Here is a 19,926-nt window from a genome sequence, read left to right as displayed (position 1 = left end):
GACCTTTAGTCCCATTCCAGGCCGCCACGCCGCCATACGTACGCGTACGCGACGAAGACGGTGAGCACGAAGAGCAGCATCTCCACGAGCCCGAAAATCCCCAGCGCGTCGAAGGTGACGGCCCAGGGGTAAAGGAAGACGATCTCGATGTCGAAGACGATGAAGAGCATCGCCGTCAGGTAGTACTTGATGGGGAATCGCCCGCCGCCGGCCGGAGTCGGCGTCGGCTCGATACCGCACTCATACGCCTCGAGCTTGGCGCGGTTGTACCGCTTTGGACCGATAAGCGTGGCCATGACCACGGAGAAGATCGCAAAGCCTGCCCCGAGGGCTCCCAGCACGAGGATGGGCGCATAGGCGTTCACGCTCCTCGCTCCTCTCAGTCGGCACTGACTGTTGGCGGTTGCACTGGACTGCGCCCCGCCCCCACGAAGATCGCGTACATGTGAAGCAGGTCACAAGCCCAACTGCCCCGCATCTTATGCCCGCCGGTCTGTGATCTGCGACACGGGGTGCGACAACGGCTTTGTGATCTCCACCACCTGACGAAGGATCATGAAGTCGGATGAGCGGTGATCTTCATACGCGAAGCGCCTGAGTGATCACCAGAGGTGACATCTCACCGAGTTACCCCTGGTCGGTAGGGGGTCGCCCTATCAAGCGATGGCCGCAATAAGCAAATTGGCGCTGGACGCGATGGCTTGATAGTGGCGGCTCGTTCACGCTTTGGCGGGAGAGGTGGGGACGAGAGTGGACGGCGGCGACCCAACGTCGGACAGCCGCGGACGAACCCCGGACGGCCACGAACGGCCACGAACGGCCGCGAACGGCCCACTGACGCGTGCACCGATTCACGAGCGACCGGAGCGACGCCTTCACGGGCGACCGGAGCGACGCCTTCGCGGTCGACCGGAGCGGCATCCGCCCGAGGGTGAATCGGCACCCCTTCGGCACGGGCCCGTCGTCGATCCACCGTCGATCCCTCGTCGATCCGTCACCGATCCCCCATACGGGCAACACCCCTGAATTCTTCGGGAGATCTCGGGAAGGTCTCGACGGGATCTCGGAGAGATCCCCCGGGCCTACGCCTGTGACCTGCGCCACACTGCCATGAGCAGCGAATAAACCGGGCTTGGCCAACCGGCTCAACCGGTGGTAGTCCACGGGCAATTCGGGCGTATCGCAGAAAACCCATGATCACAGGCGTGATCGCCGTTGTCCGCATTGCCCGTTACGGCGTCAATAAGAAGTGACACGCCCGGGATTCACGGCCCTCAGGGGCAACTGTGGCGCAGACCACGTTTCTTGATGGGAACCCTGACTCCCTGATAGCGGTTGTTCTCATGTCCCACACCGCTCACATACCCAGCCACCGGAAGCCCCGTCGTAGCGCCACGAAGCAGGCCCTGCGCGCCGGAGTTGCCGGTGGCGTCCTCAGCACCCTGGCAGTGGCCGCGGCAGCTGGCACGGCGACCGCAGCCGAGCCGGTGACCGAGACCATCGAAATGCCCACGCTCACCACGGATCTCTCCACGCAGATCGCGCAGTCCGCGGAAGCCACCCAGCAGACCGCCGACAGCTACGAGCTCCGTGCCGAGCAGGACGCGGCCGCCGTGAAGGCCGCCAAGCAGGCCAAGGAAGACCAGGCGCAGGCCGAAGCCAAGGCGAAGGCCAAGGCGAAGGCCGAGGCCGCCGCCAAGAAGAAGGCGGAGGAGGAGCGCGCCTCGCGTTCGTCCGAGCGCACGACGCTCAGCGCCGCCGGCGGCTCCAGCGCCTCCACCGCCGATGCGCCCGCCCCGGCCAGCGGCAGTGTCGGCTCGGTCATCAGCTTCCTCAAGGCCCAGCTCGGTGACGCGTACGTCATGGGTGCCTCCGGACCCAACGCCTGGGACTGCTCCAGCCTCGTCCAGGCCGCGTTCAAGCAGGCGGGCGTGGACCTTCCGCGCGTCTCGCAGGACCAGTCGGTCGCCGGTACGCCGGTCTCGCTCTCCAACGTCCAGGTGGGCGACATCCTTTACTGGGGTGGCGCCGGCTCCGCGTACCACGTGGGTGTGTACATCGGTAACGGCCAGTACCTCGACGCCGCCAACCCCGGCAAGGGCGTTGTCATCCAGGACCTGTCGGGCTACCCCGCCGACGGCGCCGTGCGCGTCCTCTAAGGGCCCTCACAGCCACCCAGAAGGGCCGGGAACCCCCCAGTGGGGTTCCCGGCCCTTCTGCGCGCGTTGCGGGGCTTCAGCTCTTCGGCGAGAGCTCGCCCATCTCGGACCAGCTGCTGCCCGGGATCTCGGTGTGGATGATCTCGGGGGTGGAGGCGATCAATTCGGACATCGACTCCATACCGGCCTTGAAGTGGTCGGACCCGACGTGCGCCGCGCCCGCCTCCTGCGAGGCGAAGCCCTCCAGGAGGACGAACTGGTTGGGGTCGTCGACGCTGCGGGACCAGTCGTAGAAGAGGTTGCCCTCCTCGGCGCGCGTGGCCCGGGTGAACTCGGCGGTCCGCTCCAGCCAGCTGTCGGCGTACTCGGGGCGGACGGTGAACTTGACGGCGATGAAAATCATGCGGCCAGCCTCGTACCATCCACGGGGTAAGGGCAAATCGGACAGAGCGTCACGCCTTCGGTGCCACCTTGCTCAGGCCGTTGATGATGCGGTCCATCGCGTCGCCGCCCGTCGGGTCGGTGAGGTTGGCCAGCATCTTCAGCGTGAAGCGCATCAGCATCGGGTGCGTCAGGCCGCGCTGCGTGGCGATCTTCATGACCTTCGGATTGCCGATGAGCTTCACGAAGGCGCGGCCCAGCGTGTAGTAGCCGCCGTACGTGTCCTTGAGGACCTTCGGGTAGCGGTGGAGGGCCAGTTCACGCTGGCCGGGGGTCTGGCGGGCGTGCGCCTGGACGATGACGTCCGCCGCGATCTGCCCGGACTCCATGGCGTACGCGATGCCCTCGCCGTTGAAGGGGTTCACCATGCCGCCCGCGTCGCCCACCAGGAGCAGGCCCTTGGTGTAGTGCGGCTGGCGGTTGAAGGCCATCGGCAGGGCGGCGCCGCGGATCGGCATCGTCATGTTGTCCGGGGTGTAGCCCCAGTCCTCCGGCATCGAGGCGCACCAGGCCTTCAACACCTCGCGCCAGTCCAGCTCCTTGAAGGCGGCGGAGGAGTCGAGGATGCCGAGCCCGACGTTCGACGTGCCGTCACCCATGCCGAAGATCCAGCCGTAGCCGGGAAGGAGCCGGTCCTCGGCGCCGCGGCGGTCCCACAGCTCCAGCCAGGACTCCAGGTAGTCGTCGTCGTGGCGGGGAGAGGTGAAGTACGTGCGGACGGCGACGCCCATCGGGCGGTCGTCGCGGCGGTGCAGACCCATCGCGAGGGACAGCCGCGTCGAGTTGCCGTCGGCGGCGACCACCAGCGGGGCGTGGAAGGTGACCGGCGTCTTCTCCTCGCCGACCTTGGCGTGCACACCGGTGATGCGGCCCGTGCGGTCGTCGACGATCGGGGCGCCGACGTTGCAGCGCTCGTGCAGCCGGGCGCCCGCCTTCTGGGCCTGGCGTGCGAGCTGCTCGTCGAAGTCGTCGCGCTTACGGACCAGGCCGTAGTTCGGGTAGGCGGCGAGTTCCGGCCAGTCGAGCTGGAGCCGCACACCGCCCCCGATGATGCGCAGGCCCTTGTTGCGCAGCCAGCCCGCCTCCTCGGAGATGTCGATCCCCATGGACACGAGCTGTTTGGTGGCGCGCGGCGTCAGGCCGTCGCCGCAGACCTTCTCCCTGGGAAAAGCGGTCTTTTCCAGGAGGAGTACGTCAAGTCCGGCCTTCGCCAGGTAATAGGCGGTCGTGGAACCGGCTGGCCCGGCCCCGACGACGATCACATCAGCGGTGTGTTCGGTGAGGGGCTGGGGTTCGGTCACGGCGGGTTCTCCCCAAGGCTCGAAATCTGTGTGCCGGCGGGCACGTGTTATGGGCAGTCTATGCAGCGGTACTGATCAGCCAGCCGAAGGGCCACCCGTGACAAAGCAGGCACTGCCGACCAAGACCCTGCCCGCCGTACACCTGCGCGTTCCGACCCACGAGGACGCCTTCGTCTGGCACCGGCTCTTCGACGACCCGGATGTCATGGAGTTCCACGGGGGCGTGTCGGCCGAGCTCTCGGTGTACGAGGAGCTGACCGCCCGGCAGCGCAGACACGACGCCGAACACGGCTTCTGCTTCTGGACGTTGCTCGACGCGGACGGTGAGCCGATCGGCTTCACCGGGGCGCAGCCCTGGCCGCACGAGTGGGGACCCAAGGGCGAGATCGAGATCGGCTGGCGGCTCGGCCGGGCCGCCTGGGGCAAGGGGTACGCGACCGCCGCCGCGCGGGCGACCCTGGACCGGGTGCGCGCGGCGGGCGTACGGGACGTGGTGGCGATGGTCGACGCCCGCAACGCCCGGTCCGTGGCGGTGACCCGGCGGCTCGGCATGGAGCTGGCGCAGACCCTGCCGGTCCCGGGGTCGGAGCGAGAGGCGCACCGCTTCCGGCTGACGCTGTAGCGGGTCTACTCTGCGGGTACCGCAGGGGGTGACAACCGTGCCCATTACGCCCGATGCAGCCGATGTGCCCGGGACGGATGACGTGCGCGTGCCGCGGCTGATCGGTCTGATGGCCGTGGACGCGCGCGAGTCGGCGGCGAAGCACGGCGTGCTGCTCGCGGCGCCGGACCGCCCCGACTTCCCTCTGGTCGTCCTCGATCACGTGGTCCGGCAGTACCCCCTCCCCGGCATGTGGATCCCGCGCGACGCCGTCGTCACCGTCTGGTTCGAGCTCGGCCCCGGCGAGGGCGAGGGCGGCGCGGGCGTACGCGAGCCCCGCCGCCCGGGACCTCCGGACGGCGGGCTGCGACAGGAACTGGACGAGCCGGACAACGAGGTCGGCGCCGTGCTCTGACGCCGACCGCGGTGGCGCCCGCCTTTGTGGCGCCACCCGGAGTCTCAGTCGTTGAGCCGCCAGTGTTCGAGCGCGATCCCGTGGATCTTCTCGCCCTCGCCCACGGGCCAGAAGTCCGCGCGCCAGGAGAGCTGGATGGCGTACTCGGTGCCGTTGTCCGCGACGTAACTCTGGTCCAGCGCGTGGATCTCGCGGCCCGCCCTGTCGGTGTAGGTGTACTCCCAGATCGCGCCGCTGCGCCCCTGGAAGGTGTTCGGTTCGAGCCGCACCCGCTGGTAGTCCGACTTCTTCGGGTCCTTCTTCGCGTCCTTCTCGATGGACGTGAAGTTCTCGTACGAGGTGTACGGGGCGTTCGGGACGACGCCGACGAGGAACTGCTCCGGGCCGGGCGACCCGGCGTACACGATCTGGCCGGGGCGGTCCTCGCCCTGGCGGTTCCAGCCCTCGGGCACGGCGAACTCGAAGCCGTTCACGTCGGACACCCGGTCGTAGCCCGCGGGCAGTTCGGATTCGGGTGCGCCGTCCACGGTGTCCGGGCTCGCGCTCGGCTCCTCCGGAGAGGTATCGAAGGGGCTGTCCGAGGGGGACGGCGACGGCGGCTGCGTCGGGTCCTGGCTCTGGCTCACGGCGGGCTTGTCGTCCTTGCCCCCGGCCTTGTCGGCCGTGCCGTCGTTGTTGTCCTGCCAGAGCAGGACGCCCGCCGCGATACCGCTGCCGATGACGAAGGCCGCGGTGAGGGTGGCGACCCAGAGGGCGGTACGGCGCTCGGGTGCGGCAGGGGGCTGCGGGCCCAGCTGGTAGGCGTGCGGGTCGTAGGAGGCGGGGGCGTACGCGGGGGTCGCGGAGGGGTCGTACGCGGCCGGGTCGTACGCGTGCTGTGGCGCGGGCAGGGCGAGGGGCGTGGAGGGTGTGGGCGTGGGGGGTGTGGGGACAACTCCCGGCGTGGGCTTGTCGATCGAGACGGGGCCCACGAGTCCTACGGCACCCTCGGTGGGCGCGTCGGCCAGGGAACCGGCCGCTTCGGAAGCTCCGGGCGCACCGGGCCCGCCCGTGGGGCCGGCCGGCATCGGCGGGACCTGTGGCAACACCGGTGCCGCGACGACCCCCGTCCGCTGGCCCGCCATCTGGAGCAGGAACGGCGCGAGGAGCGCGGCGGCGAAGACCCAGAGCAGCCCGAACAGCAGTGCGTCCGGCACGCTCACGCCCGCCTCGAAGGTGCCCTTGCCCGATCCGCTGCCGCCTCCGCCACCGAACTCCGCCGATGCGCTTCCGGAGGCATCGACACTGACCCCGCCGACTCCGGCGAGGAACAGGAAGAGCCCGAAGAAGACTCCCGCGGAGAGGAGTTGCTCACCCCGGTGCGCGGAGCGGCGCGCGGCCAGCAGGCCGAGGACCAGCGCGCACACGAGCCCGAGCGTCAACGCCCCCACGATCGCCCAGTCGTTGGTGACGTCCCCCAGCTCGGAGAGCCCGAAGGATTCACTCTCGTGGGCGCCGCCGTACGCCGAACTGCTGCCCTGCACGGATGCGTCGAGCGGTGCTCCCCAGCCGAGGCCGAGGGCGGCGATGCCGAGGTTCGGCAGCAGGAGCAGGGCGATGAGCAGGGGGGACACGTCCGCGTCGTCGAGGTCGGCGAGGCTTTCGAGGTCGTCGATCTGGGCGAGGCTGATGAACGCGACGAGCGAGCAGAGGACGAGGACGACCGCCAGTGCGCGCAGCGCGGTGCCGGTGGCGCGGAACGCCGCCTGCCAGCCGGGCCGTTGGGCCAGCCACGGGGCCAGGTCGTAGCGGTGCAGCACACCGAAGGAGACGGCGAGTGCGAGTACGAGCGCGCCGAGCGCGGCAAGGAACGGCGACGAGGAGAGCGAGACGCCCTCGATCTCGGGCTGCGCGAAGAGGCCGAGCACGAGGGTGCCCACCGTCACCAACAGCGTGACGCGCACGGCTGATTCGAGCCCGGCCGTGCCGCCGCCGTGGCCTCCGGTGCGCAGGAGAACGCGGGTGCGCAGGATGCGTACGCCGATGAAGAGGGCCCCGATCCACAGGGCGGTGGCGGTGAGCGGAATGAGGTGCAGCGCGGCGCTGCCGTCCATGGCGGTGTCCATGCTGGAGCTGTCACCGCCGAACACGGGCGACTGCTGCCGCCCGCTCCCCGAGACCTCGAAGCCGCCGCCCACGGCTTGGAGCAGCAGTGCCAGGGCGATGCGGAGCCGGTCGCCGAAGCCGACGACCACGTCACCGCCGCCGTCGTCCTGCCCGTAGGCGGGCATGGCCAGCGCGACGGCCGCGACGAGCACCAACCCGACGGGCCACAGGGCGGCTTGCGCGGCCCCGGCCCAGTCCCCGCGGAACGCCCGCCCGAGGAAGGCACCGAGGGGCGAGGGAGCTGCGGGCGCGCCCGGGACGTACGCGGGGGGCGGCGGGGACGCGGGGGCCTCGGGCGCCGGGGCCGCCGGGGTGGGCGGAAGTTCGGGTGCGGAGAGGGAGACCGCGGTGTAGCCGGGGCCGGCGGGGGTGCTCCCGGACGGGCTCTTGGGCGGGCCTTCAGGTGCCTTGTCGCCGGGTGCGCTTTCGGGTACCCCGCTGCTTGGTGCGCCTTCGGGTGCCCCGCTGCTTGGTGCGCCTTCAGGTGCCCCATCGCCGGGTGCGTCGGCCGCAGGGTCGGGCGGCGTCGTGCCCGCGGAGGTCGGAGCGCCGAGCTCCGCCGCGGGCAGATCCACGGGTCCCTCGTTCACCGTGGTTTCACGCGGGCGCTCTCGGCCGCACTTCATGCAGAAGCGGGCCTCGTCAGGGATGGGTGCCCCGCAGTGAGGGCAGTTCGACGCCATGGGGACGCTCCGTCATTGGGGAGATGACCAGAAAGACCGACCCGTTCGGGCGACGATGGCAACTGCCGGTGCGGAAGAGCGGATTCGCATCGACACCGTCGCGTCGGCGGAGTCGTATCACAACGGACACATCTTGCCCGGCGGTTGGTTCCCGTCAACTCGGTCCACAACGCGGGATTTCACGCATTCCCCCGTCGTGGGCGTCCCAGCGCGGGCCTAGGCCTTGAACCCCCGGTGCAGCGCCACGACGCCACCCGTCAGATTCCGCCACGCCACCTTCGACCAGCCCGCGTCCTGCAGCCGCGCGGCCAGCGTCGGCTGGTCCGGCCAGGAGCGGATGGACTCCGCGAGATAGACGTACGCGTCGGGGTTGGAGGAGACCGTGCGCGCGACCGGCGGCAGCGCCCGCATCAGGTACTCCTCGTAGACCGTGCGGAACGGCGCCCACGTCGCGTGCGAGAACTCGCAGATGACGACCCGGCCGCCGGGCTTCGTCACGCGGTACATCTCGCGCAGCGCCTGGTCCGTCTCGTGGACGTTGCGCAGCCCGAAGGAGATCGTGACGGCGTCGAACGTGCCGTCCTTGAACGGCAGCTTCGTCGCGTCGCCCGCCGTGAACGGCATCCAGGGGTGGCGTGCCTTGCCGACCTGCAGCATGCCGAGCGAGAAGTCACAGGGCACGACGTACGCGCCTGCCCGCGCGAAGGGCTGCGAGGAGGTGGCGGTTCCCGCGGCCAGGTCCAGGACCTTCTGCGCGGGCCGTGCGTCGACGGCCTTCGCGACCTCCTTGCGCCACAGCCGGGCCTGGCCGAGCGACAGCACGTCGTTCGTGAGGTCGTACCGTTCCGCCACGTCGTCGAACATCGAGGCGACTTCGTGCGGCTGCTTGTCCAGAGATGCGCGGGTCACCCGGCCCATTGTGTCAGGCCGGTCTTCTCTCTTGGCGGCGGCTCTCTGGCTGCCGCCCGCTTCGCCTGCGGCGGGCTTCCTCGCGGGAGCGTCTGCCTTGTGGCGGCCGGTCTGCGGATGCGGGTCTGTTGTGGTTGCTCGCGCCGTTCCCCGCGCCCCTGAACGCCCCTGCGGGGCGCCCCGGGGCTGCCTAGCGGGCTCTGTAGACCAGGCGGCCCGCCAGCACCGTTGCCACGCACGTGTCCGTGCCCTGGCTTACCAGCTCGGCTCGGCTGGGTACGTCGAAGATCGCGAAGCGGGCCGGGGCGCCCTCGGTCAGGGGTGGCAGGAGGACCAGCGGGGTCGGTGACAGCGACACGGGGCCCGGCAGACTCGGCGGGCGGTGCCCGATCGCCAGGCCCGCCCTGCGGACGGTGTCGACGACCGGGCGGGCCCGCAGCTCGCCCGCGACCGCCACCGTGCCGTGCGCGAAGAGCCGCTGTACGCCGCGGCGGGCGCTGGCGCCCACCCGGGACGGGTTGGAGCGGAAGAGCGCCCGCGCGCGCTCCCCGCCGATGGGCTCGGTGCCGAGCCAGCCCGCCTCACGCGGGTCCGGGTGATAGGTGCCTTCGAGGAGCTCGGGGCCGTACACGTTGAGCAGGCCCGGCGTGAGGATGCCGGGCCAGTGCCGGACGCGCGCGTCCGGGTGCGCGGCGGCCAGCTCCTCGTACGGGCCGACGGCGGCGACGCTCGCCCCGTCGACCAGGACCGCCGCCTCCGGTGACCCCTCGGCGACGTGAAGTGTGCGCAAAGCGGCCTCAGTTGCTGGCGAGGAGCTTCAGCTCGGGGTGAGCCGTGCCGCCCTCGATCGCCGTGGACGAGATGTGCGACGCGACGCGGTCGTCGGTCGGGTCGTTCGCCGGGTCGTCGTGCACGACGAGGTGCTCGTACGTCGTGGCACGCTGGGCCGGCACACGGTCGGCGGTGCGGATCATGTCGATCATGTCGCGCAGGTTGTTGCGGTGCTTGGCACCGGCGGAGGAGACGACGTTCTCCTCCAGCATCACCGAGCCGAGGTCGTCCGCGCCGTAGTGCAGGGTGAGCTGGCCGGCCTCCTTGCCGGTGGTCAGCCAGGAACCCTGGATGTGGGCCACGTTGTCGAGGAAGATCCGCGAGATCGCGATCATGCGGATGTACTCGAAGATGCTCGCCTGCGTACGGCCCTTGAGGTGGTTGTTCTCGGGCTGGTACGTGTACGGGATGAAGGCCCGGAAGCCACCGGTCCGGTCCTGCACGTCACGGATCATCCGCAGGTGCTCGATGCGCTCGGCGTTGGTCTCGCCCGTACCCATCAGCATCGTGGACGTCGACTCGACGCCCAGGCCGTGCGCGATCTCCATGATCTCCAGCCAGCGCTCGCCGCTCTCCTTGAGCGGGGCGATGGCCTTGCGCGGGCGGGCCGGGAGCAGCTCGGCACCGGCACCGGCGAAGGAGTCGAGCCCGGCGGCGTGGATCCGCTGGATCGCCTCCTCGGCGGAGACCTTCGAGATGCGGGCCATGTGCTCGATCTCGGAGGCGCCGAGGGAGTGGATGACCAGCTGCGGGTAGTTCTTCTTGATCGCCGAGAAGTGCTCTTCGTAGTACTCGACGCCGAAGTCCGGGTGGTGCCCGCCCTGGAACATGACCTGCGTGCCACCGAGCTCGACGGTCTCGGCGCAGCGCCGCAGGATGTCGTCGAGGTCGCGCGTCCAGCCCTTCTTGGTGTCCTTCGGTGCCGCGTAGAAGGCGCAGAACTTGCAGGCGGTCACACACACGTTGGTGTAGTTGATGTTCCGCTCGATGATGTACGTCGCGATGTGCTCGGTCCCGGCGTACCGACGGCGGCGAATCGCGTCGGCGGCGGCGCCGAGCGCGTGCAGCGGGGCATCGCGGTAGAGGTCGAGCGCCTCTTCTTCGCTGATCCGCCCACCTGCGGCGGCACGGTCGAGGACGGACTGAAGGTCGGCCTTCTCGGTCACCGGGGCGTCCCTTTCGTAGGGTTCGTAAGGGTTCTGGACGGACTGATTCAGCGTACGCCAGCCGGTTCCGGCGCCCGACGTCAGGCGGCGTACGCCCCGATGAGCAGCCCCACGAACGCGCCGCCGATCAGGAACGGCCCGAACGGGATCGCCGTCTTGCGTCCGGCGCGGCGGGCGATGACGAGCCCCGTCCCGTACAGGGCGGCCAGCAGGAACCCGGCGAAGGTGCCGAGCACCACCGCGCCCCACCCGTACCAGCCGAGTACGGCCCCCAGGCCGAGCGCCAGCTTCACGTCGCCGAAGCCCATGCCGTTCGGGCTGATGAGGAAGAGCACGAAGTACGCGCCGCCGAGCGCCAGCGCCCCGTACACCGCGTGCAGCCAGGAACCACCGTGCTCGGGCAGCAGCGCGGCGCCCCCGAGGAGGACGAGGGCCGCCGCGGCGAGCGGCAGGGTGAGCACATCGGGCAGCCGGTGCACGCCGAAGTCCACGACGGCGAGGAGTACGCCGACGGGAGCGAGCAGCAGCCAGACCGCCGCCTCGGGCCGCGGTCCCGTCGCGGCGGCCAGGGCGGCGCAGACGAGGGCGGTGGCGAGGGCGACGCTCGGGCCGCTGGGCCCGAAGCGGTCTCCCCGCGGGCACCGCGCGAACCCGATCCAGCCCCCGAGGGGGTGCCCGTCGGGGCATACCGAACGCCAGGCCTCGTCGGGCGCCACGGAGAGCCGGTAGACGGCACGGGGCACGAGAAGCCCGGCGAGGGCGCCCCAGAGGGCGCCGACGGCGGCGAGGGTCAGCAACAAGAGGGTCGACTTCCCGTCAGCTGACAGCGGTGAGGCCGCTGCGCCAGGCGGGCAACAGCTCGTCCAGCAGGGCCTCGGTCCGAGGCGGCACGCCCCGAGCCCCGCTGCGGGCGACGAGATCGGCGGCAACCTGCTGCAGTCGCGCCGGGTCGCCCACCTCGTGGGTCGCCCGCAGCAGCTCGTTCCACAGCCGCTCGTCCCCCGGCGCGGAATTCAGCGAGGCGTTCAGCGCCTCGATGGCCTTCTCCGCGCGCCCCTTCTCCAGGTGGAACTCGGAGAGGGCGAGCCCGATGTCGGCGACGAGCAGCGGCAGCTGCGCGTCGATGATCTCGTGCGTGAGCCAGGCGTACCGCCCCTGCGGCCGGTCGGAGAGCAACGGCCCGCGGACGAGCACCAGGGCGTCGGTGAGCATCCGCCCGCGCACGGCCCGGCTGTTGGCCCCGCGGCCCTGGGTCGCCTCGTGGTACAGCGACCGCAGCACGTCCAGGTCGGAGACCACGGACTTGGCGAGCGTGAGCCGCCCGCTCCGGTCGGCCCGCAGCCGGGGCGACCCGTCGGGCTCGGTGCCGAGCCACTCCCGCAGCCGGTCGATGAGCGCGTCCCGGACGTCCTCGGTGACACCGCGCGGCCACAGCGCGGAGGAGAGCACCCGCGGGTGCACGCCCTCGCGGTGCAGCAGGAGCAGCGCGAGCGCCTCGTGCATCAGCGGGCTGCGCTCGCCGTCCGGCGTGTCGAGGCCGATGATCTCGTACGTGCCGACGAGGCGTGCGTAGACCGCGGGCCGCCCCTGCTCGGTGACGTCGACGAGGAACGGCGGGGTGGCGCCCGTACGGCCCGTGCCGCCGCCTTCTCCGCCGCCCTCGCCGGGATCGGCGTCGACGAACAGCTCCACGACGGCCCGCTGCTGGGCCTCGGGCAGCGCCTGCGCCTCCAGTTCGAGCCCGAGCAGCGGGGCGAGCAGCTTGCCCTCGGGGGTGATCTCCATCTCCCAGGCGGCTCCCGGCAGGTCACCGGACTCGGTGCCGACGAGGTAGCCGATGCCCAACCGGCTGGCGTCCGCTGCCAGTTCGGCGAGCTGCACGGCGTCGTCCCCGGTGGGCTCCGCAGCGAGCAGCACCAGGTGCGGAGCCCACCGGGTGTGCTGCGCGGGCCCCGTACGCCCGGTGAGGACCGAGTCGTGCCCGGCCGCCCCCAGGGCCCCGCGCCGCTGCCGCGTCTCCGCCTCCATCGTCTCGATGAGCGCCTCGATGTCGTCGAGGTGCCGCAGACGGTTGGGCGCGAGCGGCGTCAGGTCCTGCCCGAAGCCGACGAGGGTGATGGTCATGCGGTCGGACCAGCCGTTGGTGGCGAGTTCGGCGGCGACGGAGGCGAACACGGCGGCACGGTCGGCCTCGCGCCCGCTCAGCGACACGACACCGGGCACGGCCTCGAGGTTGAGCAGCAGCCGCGAGTCGTCGAGCGTGCCGAGGCTGACGAGCCCCGGATAGGGAGCGGCGGTGTCCACGTCCTCGTACCGCTCGGCGTCGGTCCGCGACAGCATCCAGAACGTCTGGTCCTGCCCCAACTGCCAGGGCGCGGGCGGCCGGCCCGCGGGCTGGGCGAGCTGGAGGTGCAGATCGCCGTTGCTGAGCCAGGCGGCGTAGACGGTCGGCAGCGCGCGGGACTCCTCGGCGAGAGAGGCGGCGAGCCCGCGGAGCGACAGATCAAGAAGGCGTACGCCCTCGGGGTCGGCGCCCACGAGCAGCGCGTCCTGCGCGTCGGCCGCGCCCCCGGTCGGCGTCGGCGGCTCCATGCCGCGACGTCCGCCGACGGCGCCCATGGCCGACTGCCACAGCGCGTGACGGCGACGGCGGCCGAGCGCGCCGAGGAGACCGGCGGCGAGGAGCGGAGCGCCGATGAGCGCCTCGGGCAGCCCGAAGGAGAACCCTTCGGACTCGCTGCCGCTGCTGGCGACGGGCGTTTCCTGCTGCCCGTGCCCGCCCGCGGAGGGCCGCTGCTCGGGGAGGGTGATGTGCGCGGTGTCGCGGTCGCCCTGCCGGCCGCCGCCCTGCTCTTGGGCGCCGCCCTGCTGACCCGCTCCTTGTTGGCCGCCGCCCTGCTGGTGATCCCCGGACTTGGCGTAGTCGGAGATCTGCTCCTTCACGTCCTGCGAGACCTTGGGCGCCTCGTCGGGCATCTCGACGAGCTCGCCGCCGTGCGCGTCCGCGGGCATCTCCATGATCCAGCCGGGCCGGATGAGGCTGGCCTCGGACAGGCGGGACCCGTCGGGCTGCTCCCGGTCCTTGTTGAGCTGGTAGATCTCCTTGTACCGCCGTCCGTCCCCGAGGTGCCGCTCGGCGATCTCCCACATGGAGTCGTGGTGACGCCCTTCGGGCGGCTGGATCCGGTAGTACTTCGTGTCCCCGTCCTTGGCCGTGCCGCTGCCCGCACGGGCGGCAGCCTGCTCGGCCTGTTCGGCGACGGCGGATGCGGCACTCCCGGCCTGCTCCTGCCCGAAGAGACCGCCCGGGGTCTGCTGGGCGGAAGCGGCGCTCGCGGGCTTCTGGTTCCCCTCCAACGACTGCCCGAACTGCGAGAGCCCCGGCGCGAAGCTGGCGGCGGTGGCGCCCACCAGAAGCAGCGCGGCGACGAGCTGCCGGGCGAGCAGCTGGCTGCCTCCCGCGCCGGGAACGCGGTTGGGCATCCCGACGCCGGAGAGCGCGGCCTTCACCTCGACCAGCACACAGGCGGTGAACTGGGCCCAGGCCAGCCAGACCACGACGGTCAGTACGTTGATGAACGTCCCGACCGTGATCTCCTGCTGCAACCAGTCCATCGAGGGCGCACCGCCCGGAAGCGGCCACCCCACGGAGTACGCGAGGGCGCCAGGCACGCCGACGACCAGCGCGGCCAGCGCGACGAAGGCGAAGAACGCCTTGACGAAGTCCCCGAACGTACGACGACGCCGGGGCAGCGGCTGCGGCGTCCGATTCCGTGGAGCCGACGGGCCGCCTGTCGAACTTGAAGTGGTGCGCGCCATGGCGGGTGTCCTGTTGTCCTCTGAGAGGGAGCGGATATCGATCGGGCGATCTGACGATAGGGCGATCGTGCGATCTGGGTCGGTGGTACGTCTGTGCGCTGAGCGTACTGAGGCGATGGTACGGAAGGGGCCGGAGGTCAGACAGGGGCAACGGGGGCTGCGGCTTCCGGGGGCTTCCAGGGGTGCCCGCTTAGCCATGATTCGCCCCGTAAGGGCAACTACCGGCACGCACCCGGCACCGAATCCCGCCCGCTCCCCCTCTCCCCCCTCTCCCCGGTTGCCGGCTGATTGCCCGCTATTTCCCGTTCGGGGAGGGCACTCCGCGGCACGCGTCACAGTTCCGGCACGGATTCGCTGCGCCCGCGTAGCACTTGACGACTGTTCGCTTCCGTCACCGCACGGAACAGGGGAGCCTTCACAAGGCCCACCAGTACTGGTAACCCACGCCTGATAACTTCGTCCGGCTCCATTTTCTCCTGCACACATCTCGAACTCCGCCGAACTCTGCCCGAACTCTGCCGAACCCTGGGGGACTGCAATCGTGGCCCGTCGCACCCTGCCCGCCCTGACCGCGCTGACCGCGCTGGTGACGAGCGCGACTCTGCTCCTGAGTGCCTGTGGGGGTGGCGGGAGTGACTCCTCGGATGAGATCGAGGGGGCGGGGAAGGGCTCGACCAAGCCGTCCGCCTCTCCGTCCAAGGACGACGGCAGCCCTGACCTCAGCGTGCCCAAGGACCTGAACCTGGTCTTCGACTTCAGCAAGCCGTCGGACCCCAAGCAGGCGGCGGCGGTCGACAACGCAGCCAACTACATCCGTGCCCTGAAACACGGCATCGCGCAGCAGGACGAGAACGACCCCGCCTACAAGTACTACTCGGCTGCCCAAGCGGCCCAGTACGCGAAGACGCAGATCAAGACGTGGGTCAAGGGTGGCTGGGTGCCCACCGGAACGGACCGCTACTTCAAGCCCCAGGCGACCGAGCTGGGCGAGGGCAAAGCCGTCCTCGTCACGTTCTGCCGAAACCAGGCGAAGTCGTTCAGCAAGGACATCAAGGGCGGAAAGATCCATTACGGCAAGGAATCGCTCGACAGCTACCAGAAGTTCAGCGTGCTCATGAGCCCGCCGAAGAGCGACGCAAAGGTGTGGAAAGCGCAGACGATCGAGGTCCAGGGGAGGGTCAAGGAATGCCGCGGATGACCAGGAACCTTCGCGCACGGCAGTGGCTCGTGGCGGCCGGAGTGGCCGCCCTGACACTGGGATCCGCAGGAACAGCGCAGGCCGACGACATACCCGGCGGCACCACGCAGCCGCCCCCCGCCCCGGTGGAGGGCGGCGCGGACAACAATGGAAACCTGTCGGCCAAGACCTCCCAGATCAAAATTAAGTACGTGAGTGGCGGGGGCGGCGGGGGAAAGAAGGGCAACCTCGCACCCATCGACCCCAACTGGGAGCCCCCGGCCTGTTGGTACGAGCCGGCTTTCACGCCCGCACAACTCAAGGACTTCGCGGAGAATGACGGCGGCGGCGACGTCGGCATCCACCAGTCGTGGTTCGGCAACGGCCTCTGGACCGACCACTACCGGGACGGTAAGCCGGAGGACAACTTCGACCTCCACTCCCCCAAGAGCAGCGTTGCCGAGGGCTACAAGGACTACAACGAGGGCAAGAAGGGATACTTCTGGCGCGGCGTCGCGCCCGACCCCTCCGACCCCAAGTCCTGGGACTGCGGCCGCATCATGTTCTGGGTGGACGCGGGCGAGATCCCGGACGACCCGAACGCCCCGACTCCGGAGATGCTCGCCGAATACGCGTACGACAAGGTCAAGGTCCCCGACACCAAGGTGGAGCTGAAGCCCGAGGCCAAGTCGACGGTCAATCTGCCGACTTGGGCGTGGCTGGACAAAGGCACCTTCAAGGACGTCAAGGTCCGCGCGGAACTCCCGAACACCCCGCTCTGGGCGGAGACCACGGCAAAGCCGAAGAGCCTCCACCTGGAACCGGGCACGGCCGACTCCGAGACTTTCCCGGCATCCGGCGAATGCAAGATCAACGAAGACGGCAGCATCGGCACGCCCTACACCAAGGGCAAGTCGAAGCAGGACCCGCCGTGCGGCATCAAATACCTCCGGGCCACGGACGGAAAGCCGTACCAGCTCAAGGCCTCCATCACCTGGGAAATCTCCTGGGAAGGCACGGGCGGCGCAGGCGACACGATGCCCGACGGCACCTTCGAGACGACCCAGGACATGAACGTCCAGGAAATCCAGTCGATCAACCGCTGACCCAAGGCCGATAGCCTCGTCTGCACGTTCTAGCGCAAGCGTTTCCGGTGTTACGGGGGGAAACACGTGTCACACCGTCCAGCCGATTGGCACATACTCGACTTGGACAAGGATCCGACTCCTGGCGATCCGGACCGCGTACGGAATCTCGCGAAGAACCTGCACGACTTCGCCGACGACGTGTCCAGAGTCCTGCGCGACATCAAGGGCATGGCCGGTGAGGACGCGATTCTCTCTTGGGCAGGGAAGACCGCGGACACCTTCACCGCGGAATTCGAGAGCGCCCCCCGCAAGTTGAAGAAACTCAAGAAGAGCTACAACCTCGCGGGAGACGCCCTCGCCTCCTACTGGCCGGATCTCGAGGAAGCTCAGACCAAGGCGGACAAGGCCTTGCGCGACGGCCGTGCGGCCCGCGAGCAGCTCTCCACCGCCCAGACCGCGTTGACGGGCGCGAACGACTGGGTGAAGACGGCCACGAAGAAGGCCGACTCCTACGACGCGGACAAGAGTTCCGGCAAGAACGTCCCGAAGCCGGACGAGACCGAGGTCCGCCAGGCCACGCGCAACGCGACCCGCGCCAAGGAGAAGCAAGAGTCCGCCCAAGGCGACGTCGACGCCGCCCAGAACGCCCTCGACGCGGCGAAGTAGCTCGCCAACCAGGCCAAGGGGATACGCGACGACGCCGCCCGTCGCACGGTGAAAAAGCTGGAGGAAGCCTCGGACGCGGGCATCCCCAACCGTCACTGGTGGGAGGAGGCTACCGACTGGGTCGCGGACCACTGGGACGAGATCGTCACCGTCTGCAAAATAATCGTGGCCGTCGTCGGCATCATCGTGATGATCGTCGGTGGGCCGCTCGGATGGCTGGTCTTCGCTGCGGCCCTGGTGGTGATGGCGGACACCATAAGTAAGGTCGCCAATGGCGAAGCGGGCTGGGGCGACCTCATATGGGCCGCCCTCGACTGCATACCCGCGACGAAGGGCATCACCAGCCTGGCCAAGCTCGGCAAGCTCTGGAAAGCAGGCGGGCTGAAAGCTCTCGGCGCCGGAGCCATGAAAGGTATCGGCGGCGGCCTCAAGAACATCGCGAACAACGTCCGCGACCTCAAGAACATACGGTCTGTCGCTTTCGACTTCATGGGCAAGAGCAAGGACAGCAGAATTGCTCCGCCCACCAGGACCCCTGACGATTTCCTGCCGTCAGGCATGCCCATTTACCACAAGGATGGCGTTACCGCCATTGGGTACGACTCGGCGACCTTGCGCAACTTCGATGTCTCGCAAAGGCTACCCGGGCACCAGGACGTCATTATCCACGGAACCGTCGACGGGCAGATGATCGCCGGAGAGGTGAACCGAGTCGGCGCAGACGCTGGTGGGCATGCGGTTCACCCCAACCATGTACTCGACACCATCAACCGTATCCCTGGCTACAATGGTGAGCCCATCAGGATGTTGACATGCCATTCAGGCGTGGCACAGCCTCACGCAATCCAAGATATGGCCAACCAACTGGGAGTTCCGGTGAAAGCGCCGACCAACGCGGTAGGAGTACCGAAGGAAGTATTCGGCGACGGACCGTTCGTTCCATTCATCAAGGACAACGGTTCATGGCTGACCTTCCTCCCCATGGCCTGAGAGCTGACTTCACGACCACCTTCCACACCCCACATTCCACACTCCAACGAGGAACAATGATTAAAGTCGCGGGATTCTTCGAAGAGTTGTCACCGGGCTGGGGGCTCCCGACGTCCGGCTCCATCAGGGAATTCACCAACCCGGCAGGAGTTCCCGACGAAGATCGCATCACCTCCTATCTGCGCAACAGCACAGGCATTTGGAGTGAGATGAGTGCGGGCCCGGATGTCCTGGATCCTGACGCGCCTCTCCTCTCCGGTATCGGCTCCCTCTATACCGATGGCGAGTGGCTGTGGCGCGAGGACCTCGCCTACTACGTCGAGACGTATCACATCACGTTGCCCGGTGAATTCGTCTCGCGCATCAGGTCCTTCACCTACAACCCACCGGAAATCGAGACTGACAGGCTGCTCTCCATCATGACGGACGATCTGCACATTCCCATGGCGTGATCCTCCACCAGCCAGCAGACATCCTCGCCGGTCCGGCGTCCTGCCTCACCTCAAGAAGAGAACGGTCACCATGAGCAGTCCGACTCCCCGCCCTCCAGCGCCGGTGGGCATATCCCTCTCCGTGCCGGACTCCTGGTGGGAGTTCGACATCCGTCCCGAAGGCCGCGAAGCCACCATCCGTGCCCTCATCGACGAGCGGGTCCGGGAGATTCCTGACCTCGGCCCCCACCGTGCCGACTTGACGAACATCCTTCGCAAGATGGCGAAGGAAGCGCACGACTCCGGCGCCCTCTACATGGGCTGCATGGCCGAGAACTTCGACGGAATCCCGCTGACCGCAACGGTCACCGTCTCCGTCATCGGCGCCAAGAACAAACAGGGCGTGGCCCTCTCCACCGACCCCAGGGTGATCGCCGACAGTCTGCGTACCATCATGCCCCGCCGCGATGGCGACGCCTGGCGGACCGTGACCACCGTCGAGATCCCCGAAGTCGGCATGGCCGCCCGCACCGTCGGCGTCGAGGACGTACCCGTCGCCCAGGGCGACACCCGTACCCTGCGCATGGCGCTGACCCAGACGTATATACCCGTCCCCGGAACCACGGAACAGGTCATAATCGTCTCCGGAGCCAGCCCCGTCCTCGACCTGTCCGAGGCGTTCCACGACATCTTCGATGCGGTGACGGGCACGTTCCGCTTCGTATAGCGGCGGCCGAAGAGCACTGAGGGGGACACGGAATGGCAGGCAAGGGCAAGAGCGACCTCGCGCTCCCGCTCAGCGATCTTGAGGACTACGGAAGCCGGTTGCGGTCCATCAAGGACCGCATGAACCGCACGAAGAAGATCTTCGAGTCCTACAAGGACGACATCGGCGACGGCGGGGTGTACGACGCGCTGGACGACTTCGAGTCCAACTGGGAGGACGGCCGCGAGGACATCACCCAGCAGTTGGAGGCCCTCGCCGACATGTCCGACGCGGTCGTCCGGGAATTCAAGAAGCTCGACGACAAGCTCGCGAAGGACGTCTCCGAGGGCGTGAAGGAGAAGGGCGGCAAGGGGAAGGGCAAGGGAGAGGGCGACTAG

The 19,926-nt window shown here is 69.2% G+C and carries 19 protein-coding genes and 1 pseudogene; 10 read left to right on the top strand and 10 right to left on the bottom strand.

Translation table 11 applies throughout. The features are described 5' to 3' along the window. Positions 1 to 5: 5 nt before the first annotated feature. Entirely contained in the window at positions 6 to 365 is a 360-nt protein-coding gene (locus tag AB0E78_RS26175; protein WP_003992243.1) for an NADH-quinone oxidoreductase subunit A, read from the bottom strand. A gap of 978 nt (positions 366 to 1,343) precedes the next feature. On the opposite strand from AB0E78_RS26175, the gene AB0E78_RS26170 reads away from it, so the two are divergent. Then, entirely contained in the window at positions 1,344 to 2,159 is an 816-nt protein-coding gene (locus AB0E78_RS26170) for a C40 family peptidase (protein ID WP_361837016.1), read from the top strand. Positions 2,160 to 2,235: 76 nt separating this feature from the next. Here the strand turns inward: AB0E78_RS26170 and AB0E78_RS26165 are convergent, their stop codons facing one another. Then, on the bottom strand, positions 2,236 to 2,562 hold the full coding sequence (locus AB0E78_RS26165; RefSeq protein ID WP_361837013.1) for a putative quinol monooxygenase: 327 nt from the start codon (positions 2,560 to 2,562) through the stop codon (positions 2,236 to 2,238). A gap of 49 nt (positions 2,563 to 2,611) precedes the next feature. Further along, positions 2,612 to 3,901: a geranylgeranyl reductase family protein gene (locus AB0E78_RS26160; protein ID WP_361837010.1), complete on the bottom strand. Its 1,290-nt coding sequence runs from the start codon at positions 3,899 to 3,901 to the stop codon at positions 2,612 to 2,614. Between the two features lie 97 nt (positions 3,902 to 3,998). On the opposite strand from AB0E78_RS26160, the gene AB0E78_RS26155 reads away from it, so the two are divergent. After that, a complete protein-coding gene (locus tag AB0E78_RS26155; protein WP_361837007.1) occupies positions 3,999 to 4,523 on the top strand; it encodes a GNAT family N-acetyltransferase in 525 nt (174 codons plus the stop codon). 37 nt (positions 4,524 to 4,560) lie between these two features. Then, positions 4,561 to 4,917, top strand: coding sequence for a PASTA domain-containing protein (locus tag AB0E78_RS26150; RefSeq protein WP_361837004.1), 357 nt, complete (start codon positions 4,561 to 4,563; stop codon positions 4,915 to 4,917). Positions 4,918 to 4,961: 44 nt separating this feature from the next. Here AB0E78_RS26150 and AB0E78_RS26145 read toward each other — a convergent pair whose 3' ends face one another. The 7 genes and pseudogenes from AB0E78_RS26145 to AB0E78_RS26115 form a co-directional block, all read right to left on the bottom strand. Continuing rightward, positions 4,962 to 7,637, bottom strand: coding sequence for a hypothetical protein (locus AB0E78_RS26145; RefSeq protein ID WP_361837791.1), 2,676 nt, complete (start codon positions 7,635 to 7,637; stop codon positions 4,962 to 4,964). 39 nt (positions 7,638 to 7,676) lie between these two features. Continuing rightward, positions 7,677 to 7,745: pseudogene (locus AB0E78_RS26140) on the bottom strand (zinc-ribbon domain-containing protein); the annotation flags it as partial. Between the two features lie 216 nt (positions 7,746 to 7,961). Further along, the gene (locus AB0E78_RS26135) at positions 7,962 to 8,654 is read right to left on the bottom strand and encodes a demethylmenaquinone methyltransferase (protein WP_361837002.1); all 693 of its coding nucleotides are present in this window, start codon (positions 8,652 to 8,654) and stop codon (positions 7,962 to 7,964) included. A 190-nt stretch (positions 8,655 to 8,844) separates the two neighbouring features. Next, on the bottom strand, positions 8,845 to 9,444 hold the full coding sequence (locus tag AB0E78_RS26130; RefSeq protein ID WP_361837000.1) for a hypothetical protein: 600 nt from the start codon (positions 9,442 to 9,444) through the stop codon (positions 8,845 to 8,847). Between the two features lie 7 nt (positions 9,445 to 9,451). Then, positions 9,452 to 10,651, bottom strand: a complete 1,200-nt coding sequence (gene mqnC / locus AB0E78_RS26125; protein ID WP_361836998.1) for a cyclic dehypoxanthinyl futalosine synthase — start codon at positions 10,649 to 10,651, stop codon at positions 9,452 to 9,454. A gap of 80 nt (positions 10,652 to 10,731) precedes the next feature. Next, positions 10,732 to 11,451, bottom strand: a complete 720-nt coding sequence (locus AB0E78_RS26120; RefSeq protein ID WP_361836995.1) for an A24 family peptidase — start codon at positions 11,449 to 11,451, stop codon at positions 10,732 to 10,734. Positions 11,452 to 11,467: 16 nt separating this feature from the next. Continuing rightward, positions 11,468 to 14,470, bottom strand: coding sequence for a BTAD domain-containing putative transcriptional regulator (locus AB0E78_RS26115; RefSeq protein WP_361836992.1), 3,003 nt, complete (start codon positions 14,468 to 14,470; stop codon positions 11,468 to 11,470). 541 nt (positions 14,471 to 15,011) lie between these two features. On the opposite strand from AB0E78_RS26115, the gene AB0E78_RS26110 reads away from it, so the two are divergent. From AB0E78_RS26110 to AB0E78_RS26080, 7 genes are all read left to right on the top strand, one after another. After that, positions 15,012 to 15,668 (top strand): hypothetical protein, encoded by a 657-nt coding sequence (locus AB0E78_RS26110; protein WP_361836989.1) that lies wholly within the window; start codon positions 15,012 to 15,014, stop codon positions 15,666 to 15,668. Continuing rightward, positions 15,656 to 16,753 carry a hypothetical protein gene (locus AB0E78_RS26105; protein ID WP_361836987.1) on the top strand — a complete coding sequence of 366 codons (1,098 nt, stop codon included), beginning with the start codon at positions 15,656 to 15,658 and terminating at the stop codon, positions 16,751 to 16,753. Before AB0E78_RS26110 ends, AB0E78_RS26105 begins: the two co-directional genes overlap by 13 nt. A gap of 102 nt (positions 16,754 to 16,855) precedes the next feature. After that, positions 16,856 to 17,401, top strand: a complete 546-nt coding sequence (locus AB0E78_RS26100) for a putative T7SS-secreted protein (RefSeq protein WP_361836984.1) — start codon at positions 16,856 to 16,858, stop codon at positions 17,399 to 17,401. A gap of 48 nt (positions 17,402 to 17,449) precedes the next feature. Further along, positions 17,450 to 18,391 carry a hypothetical protein gene (locus tag AB0E78_RS26095; protein ID WP_361836982.1) on the top strand — a complete coding sequence of 314 codons (942 nt, stop codon included), beginning with the start codon at positions 17,450 to 17,452 and terminating at the stop codon, positions 18,389 to 18,391. Then, on the top strand, positions 18,364 to 18,843 hold the full coding sequence (locus AB0E78_RS26090) for a hypothetical protein (protein ID WP_361836980.1): 480 nt from the start codon (positions 18,364 to 18,366) through the stop codon (positions 18,841 to 18,843). The genes AB0E78_RS26095 and AB0E78_RS26090 overlap by 28 nt, the downstream gene beginning before the upstream one ends. Positions 18,844 to 18,913: 70 nt before the next feature. Continuing rightward, positions 18,914 to 19,549, top strand: coding sequence for a hypothetical protein (locus tag AB0E78_RS26085; protein ID WP_361836978.1), 636 nt, complete (start codon positions 18,914 to 18,916; stop codon positions 19,547 to 19,549). A gap of 32 nt (positions 19,550 to 19,581) precedes the next feature. Further along, on the top strand, positions 19,582 to 19,926 hold the full coding sequence (locus tag AB0E78_RS26080; protein ID WP_361836976.1) for a hypothetical protein: 345 nt from the start codon (positions 19,582 to 19,584) through the stop codon (positions 19,924 to 19,926).

It is taken from the genome of Streptomyces sp. NPDC032198 (assembly GCF_040636975.1).
GTDB lineage: Bacteria > Actinomycetota > Actinomycetes > Streptomycetales > Streptomycetaceae > Streptomyces.
This window is presented reverse-complemented; position numbering and strand designations above follow the sequence as displayed.